General features: G+C 61.6%; 15 protein-coding genes and 1 tRNA gene. 2 read left to right on the top strand and 14 right to left on the bottom strand.

Going from position 1 to position 15955, the window contains the following annotated elements; translation table 11 throughout:
• Positions 1–366: 366 nt before the first annotated feature.
• The 13 genes from C8D92_RS10980 to C8D92_RS11040 all read right to left on the bottom strand — a co-directional run bounded on the left by C8D92_RS10980 (position 367) and on the right by C8D92_RS11040 (position 13284).
• Positions 367–453 (bottom strand) — tRNA-Leu (locus tag C8D92_RS10980).
• A gap of 77 nt (positions 454–530) precedes the next feature.
• The gene (gene flgL, locus C8D92_RS10985) at positions 531–2093 is read right to left on the bottom strand and encodes a flagellar hook-associated protein FlgL (protein ID WP_116919398.1); all 1563 of its coding nucleotides are present in this window, start codon (positions 2091–2093) and stop codon (positions 531–533) included.
• Between the two features lie 41 nt (positions 2094–2134).
• Positions 2135–4168 (bottom strand): flagellar hook-associated protein FlgK, encoded by a 2034-nt coding sequence (gene flgK, locus C8D92_RS10990; RefSeq protein ID WP_116919399.1) that lies wholly within the window; start codon positions 4166–4168, stop codon positions 2135–2137.
• A gap of 6 nt (positions 4169–4174) precedes the next feature.
• Positions 4175–5188, bottom strand: a complete 1014-nt coding sequence (gene flgJ / locus C8D92_RS10995) for a flagellar assembly peptidoglycan hydrolase FlgJ (protein ID WP_116919400.1) — start codon at positions 5186–5188, stop codon at positions 4175–4177.
• Positions 5189–5196: 8 nt separating this feature from the next.
• Positions 5197–6294: a flagellar basal body P-ring protein FlgI gene (locus C8D92_RS11000; protein ID WP_095610717.1), complete on the bottom strand. Its 1098-nt coding sequence runs from the start codon at positions 6292–6294 to the stop codon at positions 5197–5199.
• Positions 6291–6968: a flagellar basal body L-ring protein FlgH gene (gene flgH / locus C8D92_RS11005; RefSeq protein ID WP_095610716.1), complete on the bottom strand. Its 678-nt coding sequence runs from the start codon at positions 6966–6968 to the stop codon at positions 6291–6293. The genes C8D92_RS11000 and flgH overlap by 4 nt, the downstream gene beginning before the upstream one ends.
• A gap of 33 nt (positions 6969–7001) precedes the next feature.
• Positions 7002–7787 carry a flagellar basal-body rod protein FlgG gene (flgG, locus tag C8D92_RS11010; protein WP_095610715.1) on the bottom strand — a complete coding sequence of 262 codons (786 nt, stop codon included), beginning with the start codon at positions 7785–7787 and terminating at the stop codon, positions 7002–7004.
• An 80-nt stretch (positions 7788–7867) separates the two neighbouring features.
• A complete protein-coding gene (locus tag C8D92_RS11015; RefSeq protein ID WP_095610714.1) occupies positions 7868–8620 on the bottom strand; it encodes a flagellar basal body rod protein FlgF in 753 nt (250 codons plus the stop codon).
• Between the two features lie 144 nt (positions 8621–8764).
• The gene (locus tag C8D92_RS11020; protein ID WP_095610713.1) at positions 8765–10726 is read right to left on the bottom strand and encodes a flagellar hook protein FlgE; all 1962 of its coding nucleotides are present in this window, start codon (positions 10724–10726) and stop codon (positions 8765–8767) included.
• A 32-nt stretch (positions 10727–10758) separates the two neighbouring features.
• Positions 10759–11451: a flagellar hook assembly protein FlgD gene (locus C8D92_RS11025; protein WP_095610712.1), complete on the bottom strand. Its 693-nt coding sequence runs from the start codon at positions 11449–11451 to the stop codon at positions 10759–10761.
• 24 nt (positions 11452–11475) lie between these two features.
• Positions 11476–11925: a flagellar basal body rod protein FlgC gene (gene flgC / locus C8D92_RS11030; protein WP_095610711.1), complete on the bottom strand. Its 450-nt coding sequence runs from the start codon at positions 11923–11925 to the stop codon at positions 11476–11478.
• A 46-nt stretch (positions 11926–11971) separates the two neighbouring features.
• Positions 11972–12379 (bottom strand): flagellar basal body rod protein FlgB, encoded by a 408-nt coding sequence (gene flgB / locus C8D92_RS11035; protein ID WP_095610710.1) that lies wholly within the window; start codon positions 12377–12379, stop codon positions 11972–11974.
• Positions 12380–12723: 344 nt separating this feature from the next.
• Positions 12724–13284 (bottom strand): nitroreductase family protein, encoded by a 561-nt coding sequence (locus C8D92_RS11040; protein WP_095611723.1) that lies wholly within the window; start codon positions 13282–13284, stop codon positions 12724–12726.
• Positions 13285–13423: 139 nt separating this feature from the next.
• Here C8D92_RS11040 and C8D92_RS11045 point away from each other — a divergent pair, with 139 nt between their 5' ends.
• Positions 13424–13735 (top strand): Mpo1-like protein, encoded by a 312-nt coding sequence (locus tag C8D92_RS11045; RefSeq protein ID WP_095611722.1) that lies wholly within the window; start codon positions 13424–13426, stop codon positions 13733–13735.
• A gap of 1 nt (position 13736) precedes the next feature.
• Positions 13737–15155 (top strand): adenylate/guanylate cyclase domain-containing protein, encoded by a 1419-nt coding sequence (locus C8D92_RS11050; RefSeq protein WP_095611721.1) that lies wholly within the window; start codon positions 13737–13739, stop codon positions 15153–15155.
• On the opposite strand, the gene queF is transcribed toward C8D92_RS11050, so the two are convergent.
• Positions 15149–15955: an NADPH-dependent 7-cyano-7-deazaguanine reductase QueF gene (gene queF / locus C8D92_RS11055; RefSeq protein ID WP_095611720.1), complete on the bottom strand. Its 807-nt coding sequence runs from the start codon at positions 15953–15955 to the stop codon at positions 15149–15151. The two genes, C8D92_RS11050 and queF, sit on opposite strands and share 7 nt — an antisense overlap.

The following is a 15955-nucleotide window of genomic DNA, read 5'->3' on the forward strand; positions in this document are numbered from 1 at the left end:
GATGAACAAATAGACTGGGGATTTATCGCTGAAATCGGCTCATCTCCGGATAGAGACCGGGAATCGGTGTTCAAGCCCGGTTATTCAGAGGTTCCTTAGATCGAGCTCAGCAATATTGGATAAACTTGAGCTCTAGATAACTCCACTTTATCCACAGACCACCCCAACCAATAACCTCAACAACGCCAACACCTTAGCCGATAACGCCCTGCGCTGCCACGTATTCGCTTGAGTTCTCGTTTTTGCTCACACAATACGACTGTATGGCCAGCCAGCATCGTAGCAGGGGGTCGTTTTTGGGCTTACAGGTAACAAACGCAGTCGCCCCAGGGAATCCGGGAGGACGATAAAATACGGGGAATCAAGTGGTGCCGGGGGTGGGACTCGAACCCACACGCTCGTAAGAGCACGAGATTTTGAGTCTCGCGTGTCTACCAGTTTCACCACCCCGGCAGGGAGGAATCGGGATTATACCGATCACGCGACAGAGGTCAAAACGGCGTATCCCGCGGGGCTTTCTCAAAGGCCCCCTAGATGCTGTCGAACAGGGATAGCTGGCTCGTCTGCGCGAACGACTGCTGGGCCGCCTGGAGGACGAAGCTTTGGAAGCTGAGTTCACTGATGGCCTCGGCGTAGTCCACGTCCTGCAACTTGGAGCGGATTTCCTCGGTGAAGACGGAGGAGTCCGTCAGGAACTCGCGGGTGGAGTCGACGGCGTTGAGCCGGCCGCCCAGGTCGGTCTGCACCTGGAGGATGCTGGACTGGGCGTTGTCGAGGTTCTTCAGCGAGTTGGCGATCAATTCGTCGTACGCCTGCTGGCCGCTGCCAACGGTGGCGCTGGTGGGGCCGTTCTGGAGGTCCAGGTCCTCGAACTTGGCGCCCTGCACCTGGATCTGCCCGGTGCCGGTGCCGCCGTCGTTGGCGGAAAAGCTCAGGTCGCCTGCCTGGGAAACAATCTGCAGGTTGCCGCTGCTGTCGAGGCTGGCTTCGACTTTTTCCAGGGCGTCGTCGTTGCTGGTGTTGATGGCATCGCGAATGCCCGCCAGCGTTGTGTTGCCGGTGAAGCTCACGCCGTTGATGGTCAGGGTGTCGTCCGCCTCACCCACGTACGACGCGGCGGGAATGGTCGCCTCGGCTGGCGTTTTGGTCTGATTTTCCAGGCCGTAGATCAGCTTCTCAACCGTGGCGAACATGGACTGCTTCTCGGCGGTGTTCACCTCGAAACGGTCACCGACCTGCGCGCCACTGATTTCGAACTGGATGCCCTGGAACTGGATGCTGTCGCCACTGGTGTAGGTGCCGCTGTCCAGATAGTCACCGGGGACGGGCGGTGATGACGGGCTGGTGGACTGGCGGCGGATGCCGTATTCGGTGATGCCGCCGTTGTCGTAGATGTCCACGACCAGGTCTTCGTTATTGGCGTTGTAGAAGCTGTTGTAGATGTCCTGATCCAACACCATGCCCGAGGTAATGGTGGCGCCAGAGGTATTGTTCGGGCTCGCGGATGTGGTGAAGCTGGGCTGGTCCGTCGGCACGTCGACGAACAGTCTCTTGCCGGTGTCGTTGATGGGCACCTTCACGCCCTCGTCGATCTCAAGCTGGCGCTGCCCCTCGTCGCCCTGGTAGACCCAGTCGCCGGAGACGTTACGGGCGAAGGCCTGGGTCTCGCCCTTGAAGCCGCTGAAGATATACTCGCCCGAGGCATCCCGGGTGTTGGCGATGGAGGCCATCTGCTCCACCTTTTCGCGCAGTTCGGCCGCCACCGAGGCGCGATCGTCCGGGGACAGCGTGCCGTTGCCGGCCTGCACCGTCAGCTCGCGCACGCGCTGGAGCGAATCGACCATCTCGCCGAGTGTCGCCTCCTCCTGTTCCAGGCGATTCTGCGCCAGATCGGTGGCGCGCTTGAACTGGTCGATCTGCGAGACTTCCTGGTTCAGCTTGAGGATGCGGGCGGCGGCCACCGGGTCGTCCGACGGGTTGAGCACGCGCTTGCCGGACGACACCTGCTGCTGCGTCTGGTTCAGGCTGGTGTTGAGATCCTGCAGCCGGTTGAGGCCGCCGGAAAAAACCTGTTGTGTGGATATGCGCATCATGATGACGAGTCTCCGCCCTTGTTACCGCCTGACCGGGCCACTTACTGGAAGGTGCCCAGCAGGGTATTGAACAGTTCCTGCGCCACGCTCATCACGCGGGCATTGGCGCTGTAGGCATTCTGGTACTGGATCAGGCGCCCGGCTTCCTCGTCGAGGTTCACACCGGAAATCGACTGTTCCTGATTGGTGGACTGCTCGAGCAGGGCCTTGCCGGCTTCCAGATCCAGATTGCTCTGACGGCTCTGAACACCAACGGTCTCCACCAGGCCGCCGTACGCTTCCGAGAAGTTCTGGTTGCCGTTGTTCATGGTGTCCTTCGTGCCCAGACCACCGAGGAGCTGCGCGTTGCGGTTGTCCGACGTGCCGTCCCCGTTGTAGTTGATCAGAAAGGTGTCGTTGGCTTCCGGGTTGCCATTGATGGCGAACTGGAACCCGCGGTAGTTGGGATCGGTCGGGTCCTCGGTGAAGATCTCGTTCGGGCGCCCGGGCTCGAAACTGCCGGTCTGTGGCGGCACGAACGACTGCGGGTTGTTCGGGTCGGAGGCGTCCAGAATCTCGTAGTTCTCGGTGTCCGAGAAGCGGATCATCAGCGGCGGGTTGAGCTCGCCCTGCTGGCTGAATGAGTCCAGCCGCTGGTTGGTCAGCGGATTGTCCACATTGAGCATGGTGCCCTGATTGATCACGCCGTTGCCGGCATTGCCGGAATCGGCTTCGGCCTTGATCGGACTGGCTAGCGCCAGATCCTGTTCCCGTTCGATTTCCACGCCGATGTTGGCCGCCGCGTTCTTGGTCGGCTGGATGAGGAAGCGGTCGCCCTGCTGGAAGGTGCCCTCCTCGATCTGCACGTTGAAGCCATCCTGCGCGATTTCTGCCGGCAGCGGGCTGGGCAGGCTGCCCTGGCTCACCACTTCTCCGCTGGTGCGGTCGATCAGCTCGTAATTGTTGCCATTGTTGCCGCCGAACCGCAGCTGGTAGGAACGTCCGTCGAGCTGGTTGCTGTCGGTGATCTCGACGCCAATGGTCGCATCCTGCGGCGGGGCGTTGCCGCTATCGGCGGTGACCCGGCTCAGGCGCACGGCTTCGCTATTGATGTCCGTGAACAGATTGCCACCCAGATCCCCTTCCAGATCCATGCCGATCGCGTGCTGGTGGTTCACCTGTTCGGAGACGGCAATGGCAACACGACCCAGCTCATCAAAGGCCGGTTCCAGCGCCTGTTCCTGGAAGGTACGCAGCCCGCCCATGGTACCGCCCACAATCTGCTCGGTGACCCGCGCCACCCGGTTGCCGGTGCGCAGCTGGAAGTCGAGTTGATTGGGGTCGGACTGGCTTTCCACGGTATCAAGACTGGCCGCACGGCCACCGACGACAAGCGCCTGCCCGCCGGTCAGTGACACGTTCACCTGCTGGCCATCGGCCTGACTGACGTTGATCTTCACCAGCTCGGACAGCTCGCGGAGTTTTTCATCACGCTGGTCCAGCAGGTTGTTGGGCATCTCACCCTGCGCCAGCCCCGGGGTTTCAGAAATCTTGGTGTTAAGATCCGCCACGCTGGCGATCAGGGAGTTCACATCTTTTGCAGCGTTGGCCATCTGGCCGGTCACCGAGTCCCGTTGCTGACGCAGCTCGGTCTGCAGGGACTGGAAGCGGCTGGCCAGCTCGTTGGCCTCGCTCAGTACCAGTTTGCGCTGGGGCAACGCGGACGGGTCTTCCGCGGCGCTCTGGAGGCTGGAAAAGAAGTTGTTCAGCGCGCTGTTCAGACCGGTGCTCTCACCGCCGAGCAGGTTGTCGAGCCGGGACAGCTCGGTATTGAGCGCTTCCTGCTCGCTGGACAGGGATGTGTCCGTGCGCACCTGTTGTGTGACGAACTCGTTGGTGATGCGCTCAATGTTGCTGATGTTGACGCCGGTGCCGATCGTGCCAGCACCGGTCCGCATGCCCGGGCTGCTTTCGAAGTCGACCCTCTGACGGCTGTAACCGTCGGTGTTGGCGTTGCTGATGTTGTTACCGGTGGTATTCAGCGCCGCCTGGTGACCCAGAATGCCGGAAAGGCCAATATTGATCAGTCCCGCCATGTGTCGTTACTCCCTCTCTCCCGACGCAGGGTCGGCCGATACCCGGGACAGGGAATCGCCCGTCACCGCACGGAACGGGTCGCTGCCCATGATCCGCTGAATCTTGTCGCTGTAGGCCGGGTCCGTCGCGTAGCCGGCTTCCTGCAGGCGCTGGGCGAACACGTCCGGTCGGTCCGCGCTGTTCAGCGCCTCGCGGTAGCGCGGGTTGTTCTCCAGGAAACCAAGGTAGTCCCGAAAGCTGGCCTCAAAATCCGGATAGGCCCGGAACTGCGCCTGCTCCTTCATCGGCACGCCCTCGCGGTACTCAGTCGTGGTGATGCCTACCGACGGCCCCTGCCAGCGGTTGTCTGCCTTGATGCCGAACAGGTTGTGGCTGGGCTGCTCGGCCCGGCCCTCGATCATGTGCCGGCCCCAGCCGGTCTCGAGCGCGGCCTGGGCGACCATGACCTGCGGGTTCACGTCACTGTCGGCCGTGACCTTTTTCGCCAGCGGCATCAGTGATTCGACAAACTGCTCCGGTGATTCAAACCGCTTCGGCAGCGGCTGGTCGGCACGCTCTTCCGGAACGGCGTCGCGCTTCATCATGACGTCGACCTGCTCGACCTTCTCCGGCAGCGACGGGGTCAGCGACGGCAGGTCCCGCGAGTAATCGGCAATCGAGCCCTTGTGGGTGCTGCGCTTCTCGCCGCTCGCATCCATTCCTGGGACCTGTTTGCTCAGCTGGCGCACCAGGCTGTCCGCCAGCCCGAACCGGCCACTGTCGCTCATGGACAGGGTCAGCTGCTTGTCGAACATGTCCTGATACATCTCGCCCTGGTGGCTGTTCAGGTAATTGCCCTCGGCAAACACGTCGTTGACCTTGCGCATGGACTTCATCATCTCGGACAGGAACAGCCCCTCGAACTGCTTGGCCACCTGCTCCAGCGCCGCACGACGGTCCGTGTTGGCCTGGCGTTTGATGGCGTTCAGCCCGTTGAGGTCGGTGTAGACCGATGCCTGTTCCAGTCGCGGATCCTGCATGAGGCCCCCTAGATGACGATCAGCTCAGCGCGCAGCGCGCCGGACTGTTTGAGTGCTTCCAGCACTGCCATGACATCCCCCGGCGCGGCGCCCACCTGATTGACCGCCTGGACGATCTGGTTGAGCGTGACGGCGGGGCCGAACTTGAACATGCGCGACGGCTCCTGCTCAGTCAGAATCTGGGTGTTCTGCTCCACAGCGGTTTCCCCGCCCGCCAGCGCATTCGGCTGTTCCACTTCCGGGTTCTCTTCCACCACCACGGTGAGGTTGCCGTGGGTGACCGCCGCCGGACTGACCTTCACTTCCTGGCCGACCACGATCGTGCCGGTGCGGCTGTTGATGACCACTTTGGCCGCCTCGTCCGCCGGTTCCACCTGCAGGTTTTCCAGTACGGAGAGGAAGCTGACGCGCTGGGAGGCATCCCGCGGCGCTTTCACCGCGACGGAGGTCGCGTCCTGGGCGTAGGCCATGTCCGGCCCCAGCTTGCCGTTGATGGTTTCCACCACGCGCCGGGCCGTTGTGAAGTCCGGACGCAGCAGGTTGAGGGTGATGGTATCGCCCTGGGAGAACGGCGACGTCACTTCCTGCTCAACGGTGGCGCCGCCGGGAATCCGCCCGACGCTCGGGACGTTGACGGTGATGCTCGAACCATCCTCACCCGAGGCGCCGAAGCCACCGACCACCAGATTGCCCTGAGCCATGGCGTAGACCTGCCCGTCCGCCCCCTTGAGCGGCGTCATCAGCAGGCTGCCACCACGCAGACTCTCGGCGTTGCCGATGGAGGAGACGGTAATGTCGATCTCCTGACCCCGCTTGGCGAATGGCGGCAGATCGGCCGTGACGGTGACGGCGGCGATGTTTTCCGTGTCCGGGTCCGTGCCGGGCGGCAGCGTGACGCCGAACTGGCTCATCATGTTCTTGAAGGTCTGGTTGGTGAACGGGGCGGAATCCCCGGTGCCACTCAGACCCACCACAAGGCCGTAGCCGACGAGCTGGTTGTCACGCACGCCCTGAACGCGGGTCAGATCCTTCAGGCGGTCCGCCAGCGCGGGTGCGGTGAGCAGGCACAGGGCCAGAACAATCGCATATCGGATGACACGGCTCATAACGGGAACCACTCACTGTTGAAGAAACGGGCCAGCCAGCCCATGCGGTTGGCCTGGTCAAAATCGCCAGTGCCGCCATAGGCAATGCGGGCGTCCGCGATGCGGGTGGACGTCACCGTGTTTTCCGGCGTGATGTCCTGCGGGCGCACCAGACCGGTCAGACGGATGTATTCCTTGCCGTTGGTCAGCGTGATCCACTTCTCGCCACGGACCTGAAGAACGCCGTTGGGATAGACCTTGGTCACGGTCACAGTGATGCTGCCCGCCAGGCTGTTGCTCTGGTCCGCTTCCGCAGCACCTTCAAAATCGCGCTCGAAATTGGGGTTGGTGCCGAGATTCAGCCCGTCGAGACCGAGAATGGTGCCTTCGTTGATGTTGACCTCACTGTCCTTGGTGACGCTGCTCTCGGCGTTCTTGGACGCGGTGGTGCTCTCCTGCAGCGTCACCGTCAGAATGTCGCCGACGTTCAGCGCCACGGTGTCGCCATAGGGATTGAAGTTGCGCGAGGTCTGGTAGATGGCGCCGGAGTTCGGATCGCGCTGCATCATGGCATCCGCAATCACCGGGGCGTACTCCGGATCACCCGGCGTTGCCCGCGGACGACTGACCGCCGCGCAGCCCTGCAGGACCGCCAGCAGCAGGATCAGACCGGTTGTCGCGATGGATCGATTCATGACGGCTCTCCGTTCTACCCGTTCAGCCCGCTATCACACGTTCTGTGACAGGAACTGCAGCATCTGGTCGGTGGTGGAGACGACCTTGGAGTTCATCTCGTAGGCCCGCTGGGTGGTAATCATGTTCACCAGCTCTTCCACCACTTCCACATTGGACGCCTCAATGCTGCCCTGCTCGACTGTGCCGAGGCCGTCCAGTCCGGGTTCGCCTTCCTGGGGATCACCGCTGGCGTTGGTCTCCCGGTAAAGGTTGTCGCCGATCGCGCGCAGCCCCTGCGGATTCACGAAATCCACGGTGGTGATCTGGCCCAGGTTCACCGGGTCGGCTTCGTTATCGATGGTGGCTGAAACGGTGCCGTCCTTGCCGATGGTGATATTGGTCGTGCCCTCAGGCACGGTAATGTTCGGCTCCAGCGGCATGCCGTTGGGGGTGACCACATCGCCGTTGGCGTTCAACTGGAACTGGCCGTCACGGGTGTAGCCAGTCGTGCCGTCGGGCATCTGGATCTGGAAGAAGCCACGACCGTTGATGGCCATGTCCAGCGACTGTTCGGTGACCTGCAGATTGCCCTGAGTGAACTGCTTCGCGGTACCCGCTACGCGCACACCGGTACCGAGCTGCAGGCCCGAGGGCAGCTGCGAGTTCTGGGTGTTGAAGCCGCCCGGCTGCTTCTGGACCTGATACAACAGGTCCTGGAACATCGCGCGATCACGCTTGAAGCCGGTTGTGTTGACGTTCGACAGGTTGTTGGAAATCGTGGACATCTTGGTGTCCATCGCCGTCAGGCCGGTCTTGCTTGCCCAGAGTGCCGGATGCATAGCTCATCTCCTGTGACGGTCCCCGGAGCGGCCAGTGTTTGCCGCTTTTGCCGCCGGGAACGCCCGTGATTCATCGATTATCAGAGGTTCTGCAACAGTCGTGCCGCCGCCTCGGAATTGCTGTCGGCCGTCTGCATGACCTTCACCTGCATTTCGTACTGACGGGACAACTCCATATTCGCGATCATCTCTTCCACCGCGTTGACGTTGGAGCCTTCCAGAAAGCCATTCTCAAGACGCACGGCCGCATCGGGGGGCTCCGGACCGTCCAGCGCCGCGTCCGGTTTGCGTCGCATGTAACCGTCGACCCCCTTCTCCAGCGACCCCTGCGGCGGGTTGACGAGTTTCAGCCGGTCAACTTCCACCAGATCGCCCGCGCCGCCGCCCTTGGGCACAATGGAGACGGTGCCGTCCTTGCCGATCTGGATGTCGTCATAGGGAGGCACCGCGACCGGGCCGCCATTTCCCATCACGGGGTCGCCTTCGCCGTTACGGAGGATGCCGTTGACGTCCAGGCGCAGGCTGCCGGCACGTGTGAAGCCTTCGTCGCCCTGGGGCGTCTGGACCGACAGCCAGCCAGGACCGTTGATGGCGACATCCAGCTTTCGGCCGGTCTCCATCAGTGGGCCGGCGGCGGTGTCCGTGGCAGGGTTTTCCGTCATGGCATAGGCGCGCGTGGGGTTTCCCTGACCAAAGACCGGCATGGACCGGGCCTGGGCGAAATCCCGCTTGAACCCGGTGGTACTGACGTTGGCCAGATTGTTCGCATGCGACTGTTGCTCAAGCATGTTCTGTTTGGCGCCGGACATGCCGAGATACAGCATCTTGTCCATCGGTAATCTCCTGCCGGGTTATTGACGCGTTACCCCGACAGATGCAGAAGCTGTGCCAAACCGACGACAAACCGGATTTCGAGAGGAAACTCAGGCAGGAAGGCAACCCCGGGACCGGCTCGGCGGCCCCGGGATGCCGGATCATTAACGCAGGTTGATGATGGTCTGGGTCACCGAGTCGGCGGTTTCAATCGTCTTGGCGTTCGCCTGATAGTTGCGCTGGGCAATGATCAGATTCACCAGCTCGCCGGACAGGTCGACGTTGGATTCTTCAACGGACGAAGACTTGATGGACCCCAGTGTGCCACTGTCCGGAGCCCCAACGATGGGCTGGCCGGACTCGAAGGTTTCCACCCAGGTGGTCTCCCCGACCGGAGAGAGGCCTTCGGTGTTGTTGAAACCCGCAAGGGCGACCTGCCCCAATGTCAGGGACTGCCCGTTCGAGTAGCGGGCGAACAACACGCCCTCGTTGGACACGTCCAGCCCAGAGAGCCGGCCTGTGGTGAAGCCGTTTTGCTGCTGATCATTCACCGCGAACTCACTGCCATACTGGGTCGTGTCACGCAGATCAATTGAGAAGTTAGAGCTGACCGGGGGCTCGGGGATCGGAATCTGACCGCCGTCCGCCACCGTTCTGGGACCATCCGCACCGTTGGGCTGGCCATTCTCGTCCACCGGCACCCAGTTGGAGACGAGGATCTCGTTTTCCGGGTCGCCATCCACGCTCTCTAACGTGCCGTTCTCGTTGAACAGCAGGTCGTACTGGGCCATGGTCGGCTGGCCACCCGGTGTTACCGGGTCACCAACGTTCCGACCATCGATCTGTACGTAGAGTGACCAGGGACTGCCCTGATTGACCCCGGTTGCCGGCTCCTTTACGAAGTACTGCGTCATCGTATGGGGGTTGCCCAGACTGTCGTAGATCGTGGACGAGGTGGCGTGGTTGTAGGTGCGCTGGTCGGTCGGGTCGAACGTGTTGGTGACAAAACCATCCGGGGACTCACCCGTGAGGATCGTGTCGTCGCCCGCCGTGTCTGGTGTCGCCGCGAGCGTAATGTCTCGGCCCAGGGTGATGTTCACGCCCCCGACCTGCTCGGACGGGTTGTTCGGGTCGCCGGAGACGGCCGTACCGCTGTCGAACTCCAGACTGCCGCCACCGCCCGAGTTGTCATAGCTGAAACCCAGGGTGTCGCCCCGGCTGGAGATGATGCGCAGGTCGCCCGCCCCGTTGATGGTGGCGTTCAGGCTGCTCAGGGACGAGCCGTTAATGTCATCAGCAAGCTGCTGGAGCTGTTCTTGCTGAGTCAACGCGTTGCCGTTGTCGTCGGTCGCCTGGACGGTGAAGTCCACATTCTGGAGCGTCAGGATATCCCCTGGCAGAATATTGCCGTCATTGGTCCCGTCAAGTACGGACTCGGTCCGCCCTGTGGCACTGACGTCCTCCTCCTGACTGAGCGAGTTGGCAATACTGCGGGCAGAAGCCCCGGCGGCAATATCCACCGTGCGGGTGGTGCTGTCCGGGTAGGTCACCGTCAGCTCCTGGGCATTGGTCTGGGCATTCAGGGCGGGCTGGTCGGTTTCATAACGCGAGCCGCTTTCCGCCAGCACCGATTCCCTCGAATCCAGATTCAGGTCCGAATCCACGTTCGTGGTCCGTTGCGGCGCGAGGTTGTCGCTGTCGACCTGAAGGTCACCACGGACCCCGCTCAGATTGCCGTCGTCATCGGCCTGGAAGCCCTGGACGCGCATGTTCTGGTTGTTGGTGACGAAGCCGTCCTTGTCGATGCCGAATTGGCCGGCACGGGAATAGCGTACTTCGCCGTCATTGTTCAGGACAAAGAAACCGTCACCGTTGATGGCCATGTCCAGACCGTTGTCGGTGAACCGTATGTTGCCCTGGCCGAATTGCTGCTGAACGTCCTGAACCCGCACACCATCGCCAATCGGGTTGCTACCGGAGCTGAGAAAGCCGCTGGCGTACAGATCCCCGAACTGGGCTTCGCTTCCCTTGAACCCGACGGTGCTGGCGTTGGATATGTTGTTGCCGGTGACATCCAGATCCACCTGGGACGCCCGCAGCCCGCTGAGACCGATATTGAAAGCCATGTTACACCTCGCCCCTTACTCCGCTGTGCGGGTTATTTGATTTGCTGAACGTCTGAGAGCGCTACCTGCCCCATGCCGGCCAGATTGAGAGTGACACCCTTACCGCCTTTCTGGCCCAGCGACACGCTGTCCACATTGGCGTTGATCATGGTGGAGAGCTGTTGAGTGCCCTGGGGGTAGCTGGCCTCTGCCTTGATGGCATAGGCGCCGGGCGGCATGGCATTGCCGTCTCCGTCCTTGCCATCCCATTCAAAGGTTGTCTGGCCAGCCTGGGCCGACCCGAGATCCAGCTGTCGGACCTGCGCACCCGACTCGTCGACCACTGTCAGCCGAAGACTGGAAGTGGACGCCGGCACGTTCACCACCCCGTCCATCTTGCCGTCCGGGCCCAATTGGCCGCTCTGGGATGGCACCAGCACCGACTGACCCACCATGGCGGATGCCTGCAGCGCCTGGGTGGAGCGGAACTCGCCGGCCAGTTGTTCGACACTGCTGGAGACGCTTTCCATCTGTTCAAGCGAGCTGAATTGCGCCAGCTGGGCGATGAACTCGCCGTTCTTCTGCGGCTCCAGCGGGTTCTGGTTCTTCATCTGGGCCAGCATCAGGTCCATGAATTCGCTGCGGCCCAGCTCGTCAGTGCCCTGCCCCTGTCCGGACTGCGGGGTCTGATTGCGGAATTGGTCCAGGATGCTGCTGGCGTTACTGACTGCCCCGGTATCGTTCATAAATGACTCCTTGCCGACGGCTTACTACTGACCCAGAGTAAGAATCCGCTGCATCATGGATTTGGCGGTGTTCATCACATCCACGTTGGTCTGAAAGCTGCGTGAGGAGGACATCATGTCCGCCATTTCCTCAACCACGTTCACGTTCGGATAGTAGACGTAGCCTTCCTCGTTGGCGGCGGGATGGTTGGGCTCGTATCGCATCTTGAGTTCCGCATCGCTTTCGACGATGCCGTCCACCCGCACGCCCTTGCCGGCGTCCTGACCGGGCGTGCCCAGCGTGTCCCTGCCCTGCCCCTGAGTCAGGGCGTCCTGCTGGATGGTGGAGAACACCGGCTTACGCGCACGATAGGTCTGATCGATGCTTGAACTGGCCGTCTCCGCATTGGCGATATTGGAGGCGGTGGTGTTCAGCCGCTGACTCTGTGCGGTCATGCCGGAACCGGCGATGTCAAAGATGTTGCCCAGGGACATGATGTCTGTCTCCATTCACGCGGGCCCGGTCAGGCGCCCACTGTTGTTACTGAGACTGGCCTTTCAGGGCCTCGCTCATACCTTTAAATGTACTGCTCAGGAACTGGAAGCTCGCCTGAAACCCCATGGCGTTGCGCGTATAGCGGGCTTGTTCCTGCTGGGTTTCCACGGTATTGCCATCCACGGACGGCTGGTGCGGTACGCGATACAGCAGTGCTGCCCGCTCGGTCATGGCACCGCCGGTTGCCATGTGGCGATCATGGGTACGTTCCATGGCCGCGCCGCTCTGGGAGGCCGAAGCGTCCCTGAGCGCGGCACGAAAATCGATGTCACGGGCCTTAAACCCGGGCGTGTCGGCATTGGCCAAGTTGTTGGCCAACACCTCTGCTCGACGGCTGTGCAACATCAGCGCGTCGTCACGAATGCCCAGCGCTTTGTCGAATGAAATGGCCATGCCCGTTCCTCACCCACTCTCTGTTGGTCGGTCTGAGAGAGACTAAGCAGAACGCATGCCAGAAATTAGAAACGGGGGGGAACGGCCCGTGAACCGGGCGGTCGGGGTGAATCGGCCGTGCCGGGCGGCGATCCGAAGGTGGCAAAAGCGGCAAGGGGTTACCGATTTCTTTTGGTTTCGCCGCGGAATCCGCGGAAGGACGCGGAAAAAAGAAGATTAGCCACGGAAAAACACAGAAGAACACGGAAAGAAAAAATAAAGACATTGGCTTTTCCGTGTCTTTCCGTGTTTTTCCGTGGCCATGTTCTTTCATTCCGCGTTGTTCCGCGGATTCCGCGGCGAATTCAGATCCCTTGAGCCGGCCAGCGCTGGACGAATTCGTTGGATTCGGGCCGTGGCACGGCGGGTTTGCGCTGGATGGGAGTGCCAACGTAGATCAGGCCGGCGAGGCTTTCGTTGTCGGCGAGCCCGAGCCCCTCATGGACCACCGGGTGGTAGTTGGCCGGTCCGGTGCGCCACATGCCGGCAAAGCCATGGGCCTGCAGCGCCAGCAACAGGTAGGCAACGCCGCAGCCGGTAGATAGCGTCTCTTCCACCGCCGGCACTTTGGGGTGGGACTGGTGGCGGGTGATGGCGGCGATGATCATCGGCGCCCGACGCGGCATCGAGCGTAACTTCGCCTCGCTCGGCATGGCGCTGTCATCGGCTGCACGCGCCAGAACGTCCGCCAGCGCGTCCAGCCCGTCCCCCTCAATCACCAGGTAACGCCATGGGCGCAGCAACGCATGGTCGGGTGCGCGAGCGGCACAGGCAAACGCCTCGTTCAGTACATCATTCCCCGGCGCCGGCGCCTGAAGACGCGGCTCGGATGCCCGACCGAGTATGGCCCCCGTAATCTCGCTCATGTCGTTCTCCTACTGCGCTGAATGCACCCGTCGCCCGAATTGTGACGGGGTTCCAATACTGTTAGTCTTAGACAAAAGCATAAGCCGATTGTTGAACAGCTCGGCACACATGATAACAAGAATCATTTGGTTTATCGCCATGACAGAACAGCGTCGTTTCCAGAGTTTCAAAGAGTTCTATCCCTATTACCTCGAAGAGCACAGCGATGCCAACTGCCGGCGCCTGCACTATGTGGGGAGTCTCTTGGTCATTGCTGTGCTGGTATACGCCATCGCCACATTGCAGTGGGCGTATCTGCTCCTGCTGCCCGTGATCGGATACGGGTTTGCGTGGGTTGGACACTTTGTCTTTGAAAAGAACCGGCCGGCCACCTTCACCTACCCGCTCTACAGCCTGATGGGTGACTGGGTCATGCTCAAAGACATGCTGACCGGCCGAATCCGGCTGTAGGATGATGAACGCACCACTGGCGGCGACAAAACCGACCTCCGCGGCGACGTCTCGACGACCGGTCGCGATCCCGCCCATGCCCGACTACACCGGACGTGTGCTTGCATATGTCTGTACAGCGACCATCATCCTGGTCGGGCTGTACACAGAGACCTTCGAACACTGGATGATCTGGCTGGCGGCCGGAGCCCTTTTCTGGCCCCACATGGCGCATTATTTCACCCGGCGGACGATTCTACGGCGCTCCTCGCGGGTTCGGCACAAGATGCTGCTGGCTGACTGTGCGCTCGGCGGTGGCTTTGTGGGCCTCATCGGCATGGTGGTGGTCCCATCCCTGGCGGTTCTGATGATGCTGATGTTCAGTTGCCTGCTGGTTGGCGGTATGCGCCAGTGGTTGCTGGGAACGGGCTGCTTTCTGGCCTCGGCCGCTGTATCACTCTGGCTCTTCGGACTCGCGCCCTCGCCCAACGCACCGATCCTGTTGAGCATGGTGGCGGTTTTAACGACCGGTCTCTACATCTGCGTTACGGCGTATTACGCACACCTGCAAGCCAAGGCACTGGTGACGGCCAAGTCCCAGATCCAGCATCAGCGTGAACAGTCCATTGCCCTGTCCCACAAGCTCTCCAAGTACCTGTCCCCGCAAGTGTGGCAGTCCATTTTTACCGGTGAGCGGGATGTGCGGCTGGAAACCCAGCGCAAGAAGCTGTCGATCTTCTTCTCGGACATCCGGGGTTTCACCGAGCTGTCGGAAGAGATGGAGCCCGAGGCGCTGACGGATCTTCTGAACACCTACTTCAACGAAATGTCACAGGTCGCCCTCAAGTACGGCGGCACCATTGACAAGTTCGTTGGTGATTCCATCATGATTTTCTTCGGCGACCCCACCAGTCAGGGGCAGCGTCAGGATGCACAGGCCTGTGTATCAATGGCCGTGGAGATGCGCAAACACATGAAGATTCTGCGCCAGAAATGGCGCAGTCAAGGCATCAAGACACCGCTGGAAATCCGCATGGGCATCAGTACTGGCTATGTGACCGTCGGCAACTTCGGTGCAGAAAACCGGATGGACTACACAATCATCGGCAAGGAGGTGAACCTGGCGGCCCGGCTGGAGGCACTGGCGGACCCCGGCGAGATCCTGATCTCCTACGAGACCTTTTCCCTGATTAAGGACACGATCATGTGCCGGGATATGGGGGAAATTTCCGTCAAGGGCTTTGGGCGCCCGGTCCCGATCTATGAGGTGATCGATTTCCGCCGCGACCTCGGTGCGGACCGAAGCTTCCTTGAGCACGAACACGCCGGGTTCGCAATGTATCTGGACTCCGAGAAGATCCATGCCGACGAGCGTCGCAACATTCTCGAGGCACTGGAATCAGCCGCCGAACGCCTTCGCGAAGAAGACCCCGACTACTGACGCACCAGGCGCTGGAATGCGGGCGCACGGTCCGCCGTACTGCGCCATGGGTTGATGTCCAACCCGCCCCGCCGTGTGTACTGCGCCAGAACGCTCAGCGCTTCTGGCCGACAGTGCTTCATCAGGTCCGTAAAGATCGTCTCCACGCAGTGTTCGTGAAAGTCCTGCTTCTGGCGAAAGCCTACGAGATAGTTCAGTAGCGACGCCCGTTCGATTTCCCGGCCGGTGTACGCCACAACGACGGTCGCCCAGTCGGGCTGGCCAGTGACCGGACAATTCGATTTGAGCAGGTGCGAGCACAACCGCTCGGTCACGCGGCGTTCTCCGGCTGTGGGGTTCTCCGGTGTGTGCGTCGTTATCGGCGCGTCGTCGATCAGAATCGTGTTATCCGGCCTTCCAGCGGCGGTGGTCGCGTCGTCCACGGAGTAAAGCTGAACGCCGACGGCCTTTCCCGCGACTTGGGACATATCACGCTCTATGCAATGACGGACCGCCGCTGCCGACTCAAACCGCTCCTGATTCAGGGAATTGAGGTAAAGCTTGAGCGACTTGGACTCGATCAGGAACGGCGAATCCGCCGGCACGGTAAACCGCGCCCAGGCCACGGCCGGTATGCCATCGGAGCGCAGCCAGGACAGCTCCCAGGCCTGCCAGATGTCGGCACCGAACCAGGGCCAATGCCCCTCGCTGAGCGCCAGACGCTTGCGATTGGCCGCGCGCGGCACCGGATACAACCGCTCCGGCGCGTACTGTTCAGGATAGTCGCTGGTCTGGCCCAGCGGTGCGTCGTTCAGGCTCAT

It is taken from the genome of Tamilnaduibacter salinus, assembly GCF_003096655.1.
Lineage (GTDB): Bacteria > Pseudomonadota > Gammaproteobacteria > Pseudomonadales > Oleiphilaceae > Tamilnaduibacter > Tamilnaduibacter salinus.

Excerpts from the sequence above, each read along its gene's own strand:
- flgL (WP_116919398.1), bottom strand. The coding sequence starts at position 2,093 with ATGATGCGCATATCCACACAACAGGTTTTTTCCGGCGGCCTCAACCGG.
- flgK (WP_116919399.1), bottom strand. The coding sequence starts at position 4,168 with ATGGCGGGACTGATCAATATTGGCCTTTCCGGCATTCTGGGTCACCAG.
- flgJ (WP_116919400.1), bottom strand. The coding sequence starts at position 5,188 with ATGCAGGATCCGCGACTGGAACAGGCATCGGTCTACACCGACCTCAAC.
- C8D92_RS11000 (WP_095610717.1), bottom strand. The coding sequence starts at position 6,294 with ATGAGCCGTGTCATCCGATATGCGATTGTTCTGGCCCTGTGCCTGCTC.
- flgH (WP_095610716.1), bottom strand. The coding sequence starts at position 6,968 with ATGAATCGATCCATCGCGACAACCGGTCTGATCCTGCTGCTGGCGGTC.
- flgG (WP_095610715.1), bottom strand. The coding sequence starts at position 7,787 with ATGCATCCGGCACTCTGGGCAAGCAAGACCGGCCTGACGGCGATGGAC.
- C8D92_RS11015 (WP_095610714.1), bottom strand. The coding sequence starts at position 8,620 with ATGGACAAGATGCTGTATCTCGGCATGTCCGGCGCCAAACAGAACATG.
- C8D92_RS11020 (WP_095610713.1), bottom strand. The coding sequence starts at position 10,726 with ATGGCTTTCAATATCGGTCTCAGCGGGCTGCGGGCGTCCCAGGTGGAT.
- C8D92_RS11025 (WP_095610712.1), bottom strand. The coding sequence starts at position 11,451 with ATGAACGATACCGGGGCAGTCAGTAACGCCAGCAGCATCCTGGACCAA.
- flgC (WP_095610711.1), bottom strand. The coding sequence starts at position 11,925 with ATGTCCCTGGGCAACATCTTTGACATCGCCGGTTCCGGCATGACCGCA.
- flgB (WP_095610710.1), bottom strand. The coding sequence starts at position 12,379 with ATGGCCATTTCATTCGACAAAGCGCTGGGCATTCGTGACGACGCGCTG.
- C8D92_RS11040 (WP_095611723.1), bottom strand. The coding sequence starts at position 13,284 with ATGAGCGAGATTACGGGGGCCATACTCGGTCGGGCATCCGAGCCGCGT.
- C8D92_RS11045 (WP_095611722.1), top strand. The coding sequence starts at position 13,424 with ATGACAGAACAGCGTCGTTTCCAGAGTTTCAAAGAGTTCTATCCCTAT.
- C8D92_RS11050 (WP_095611721.1), top strand. The coding sequence starts at position 13,737 with ATGATGAACGCACCACTGGCGGCGACAAAACCGACCTCCGCGGCGACG.
- queF (WP_095611720.1), bottom strand. The coding sequence starts at position 15,955 with ATGAGCCTGAACGACGCACCGCTGGGCCAGACCAGCGACTATCCTGAA.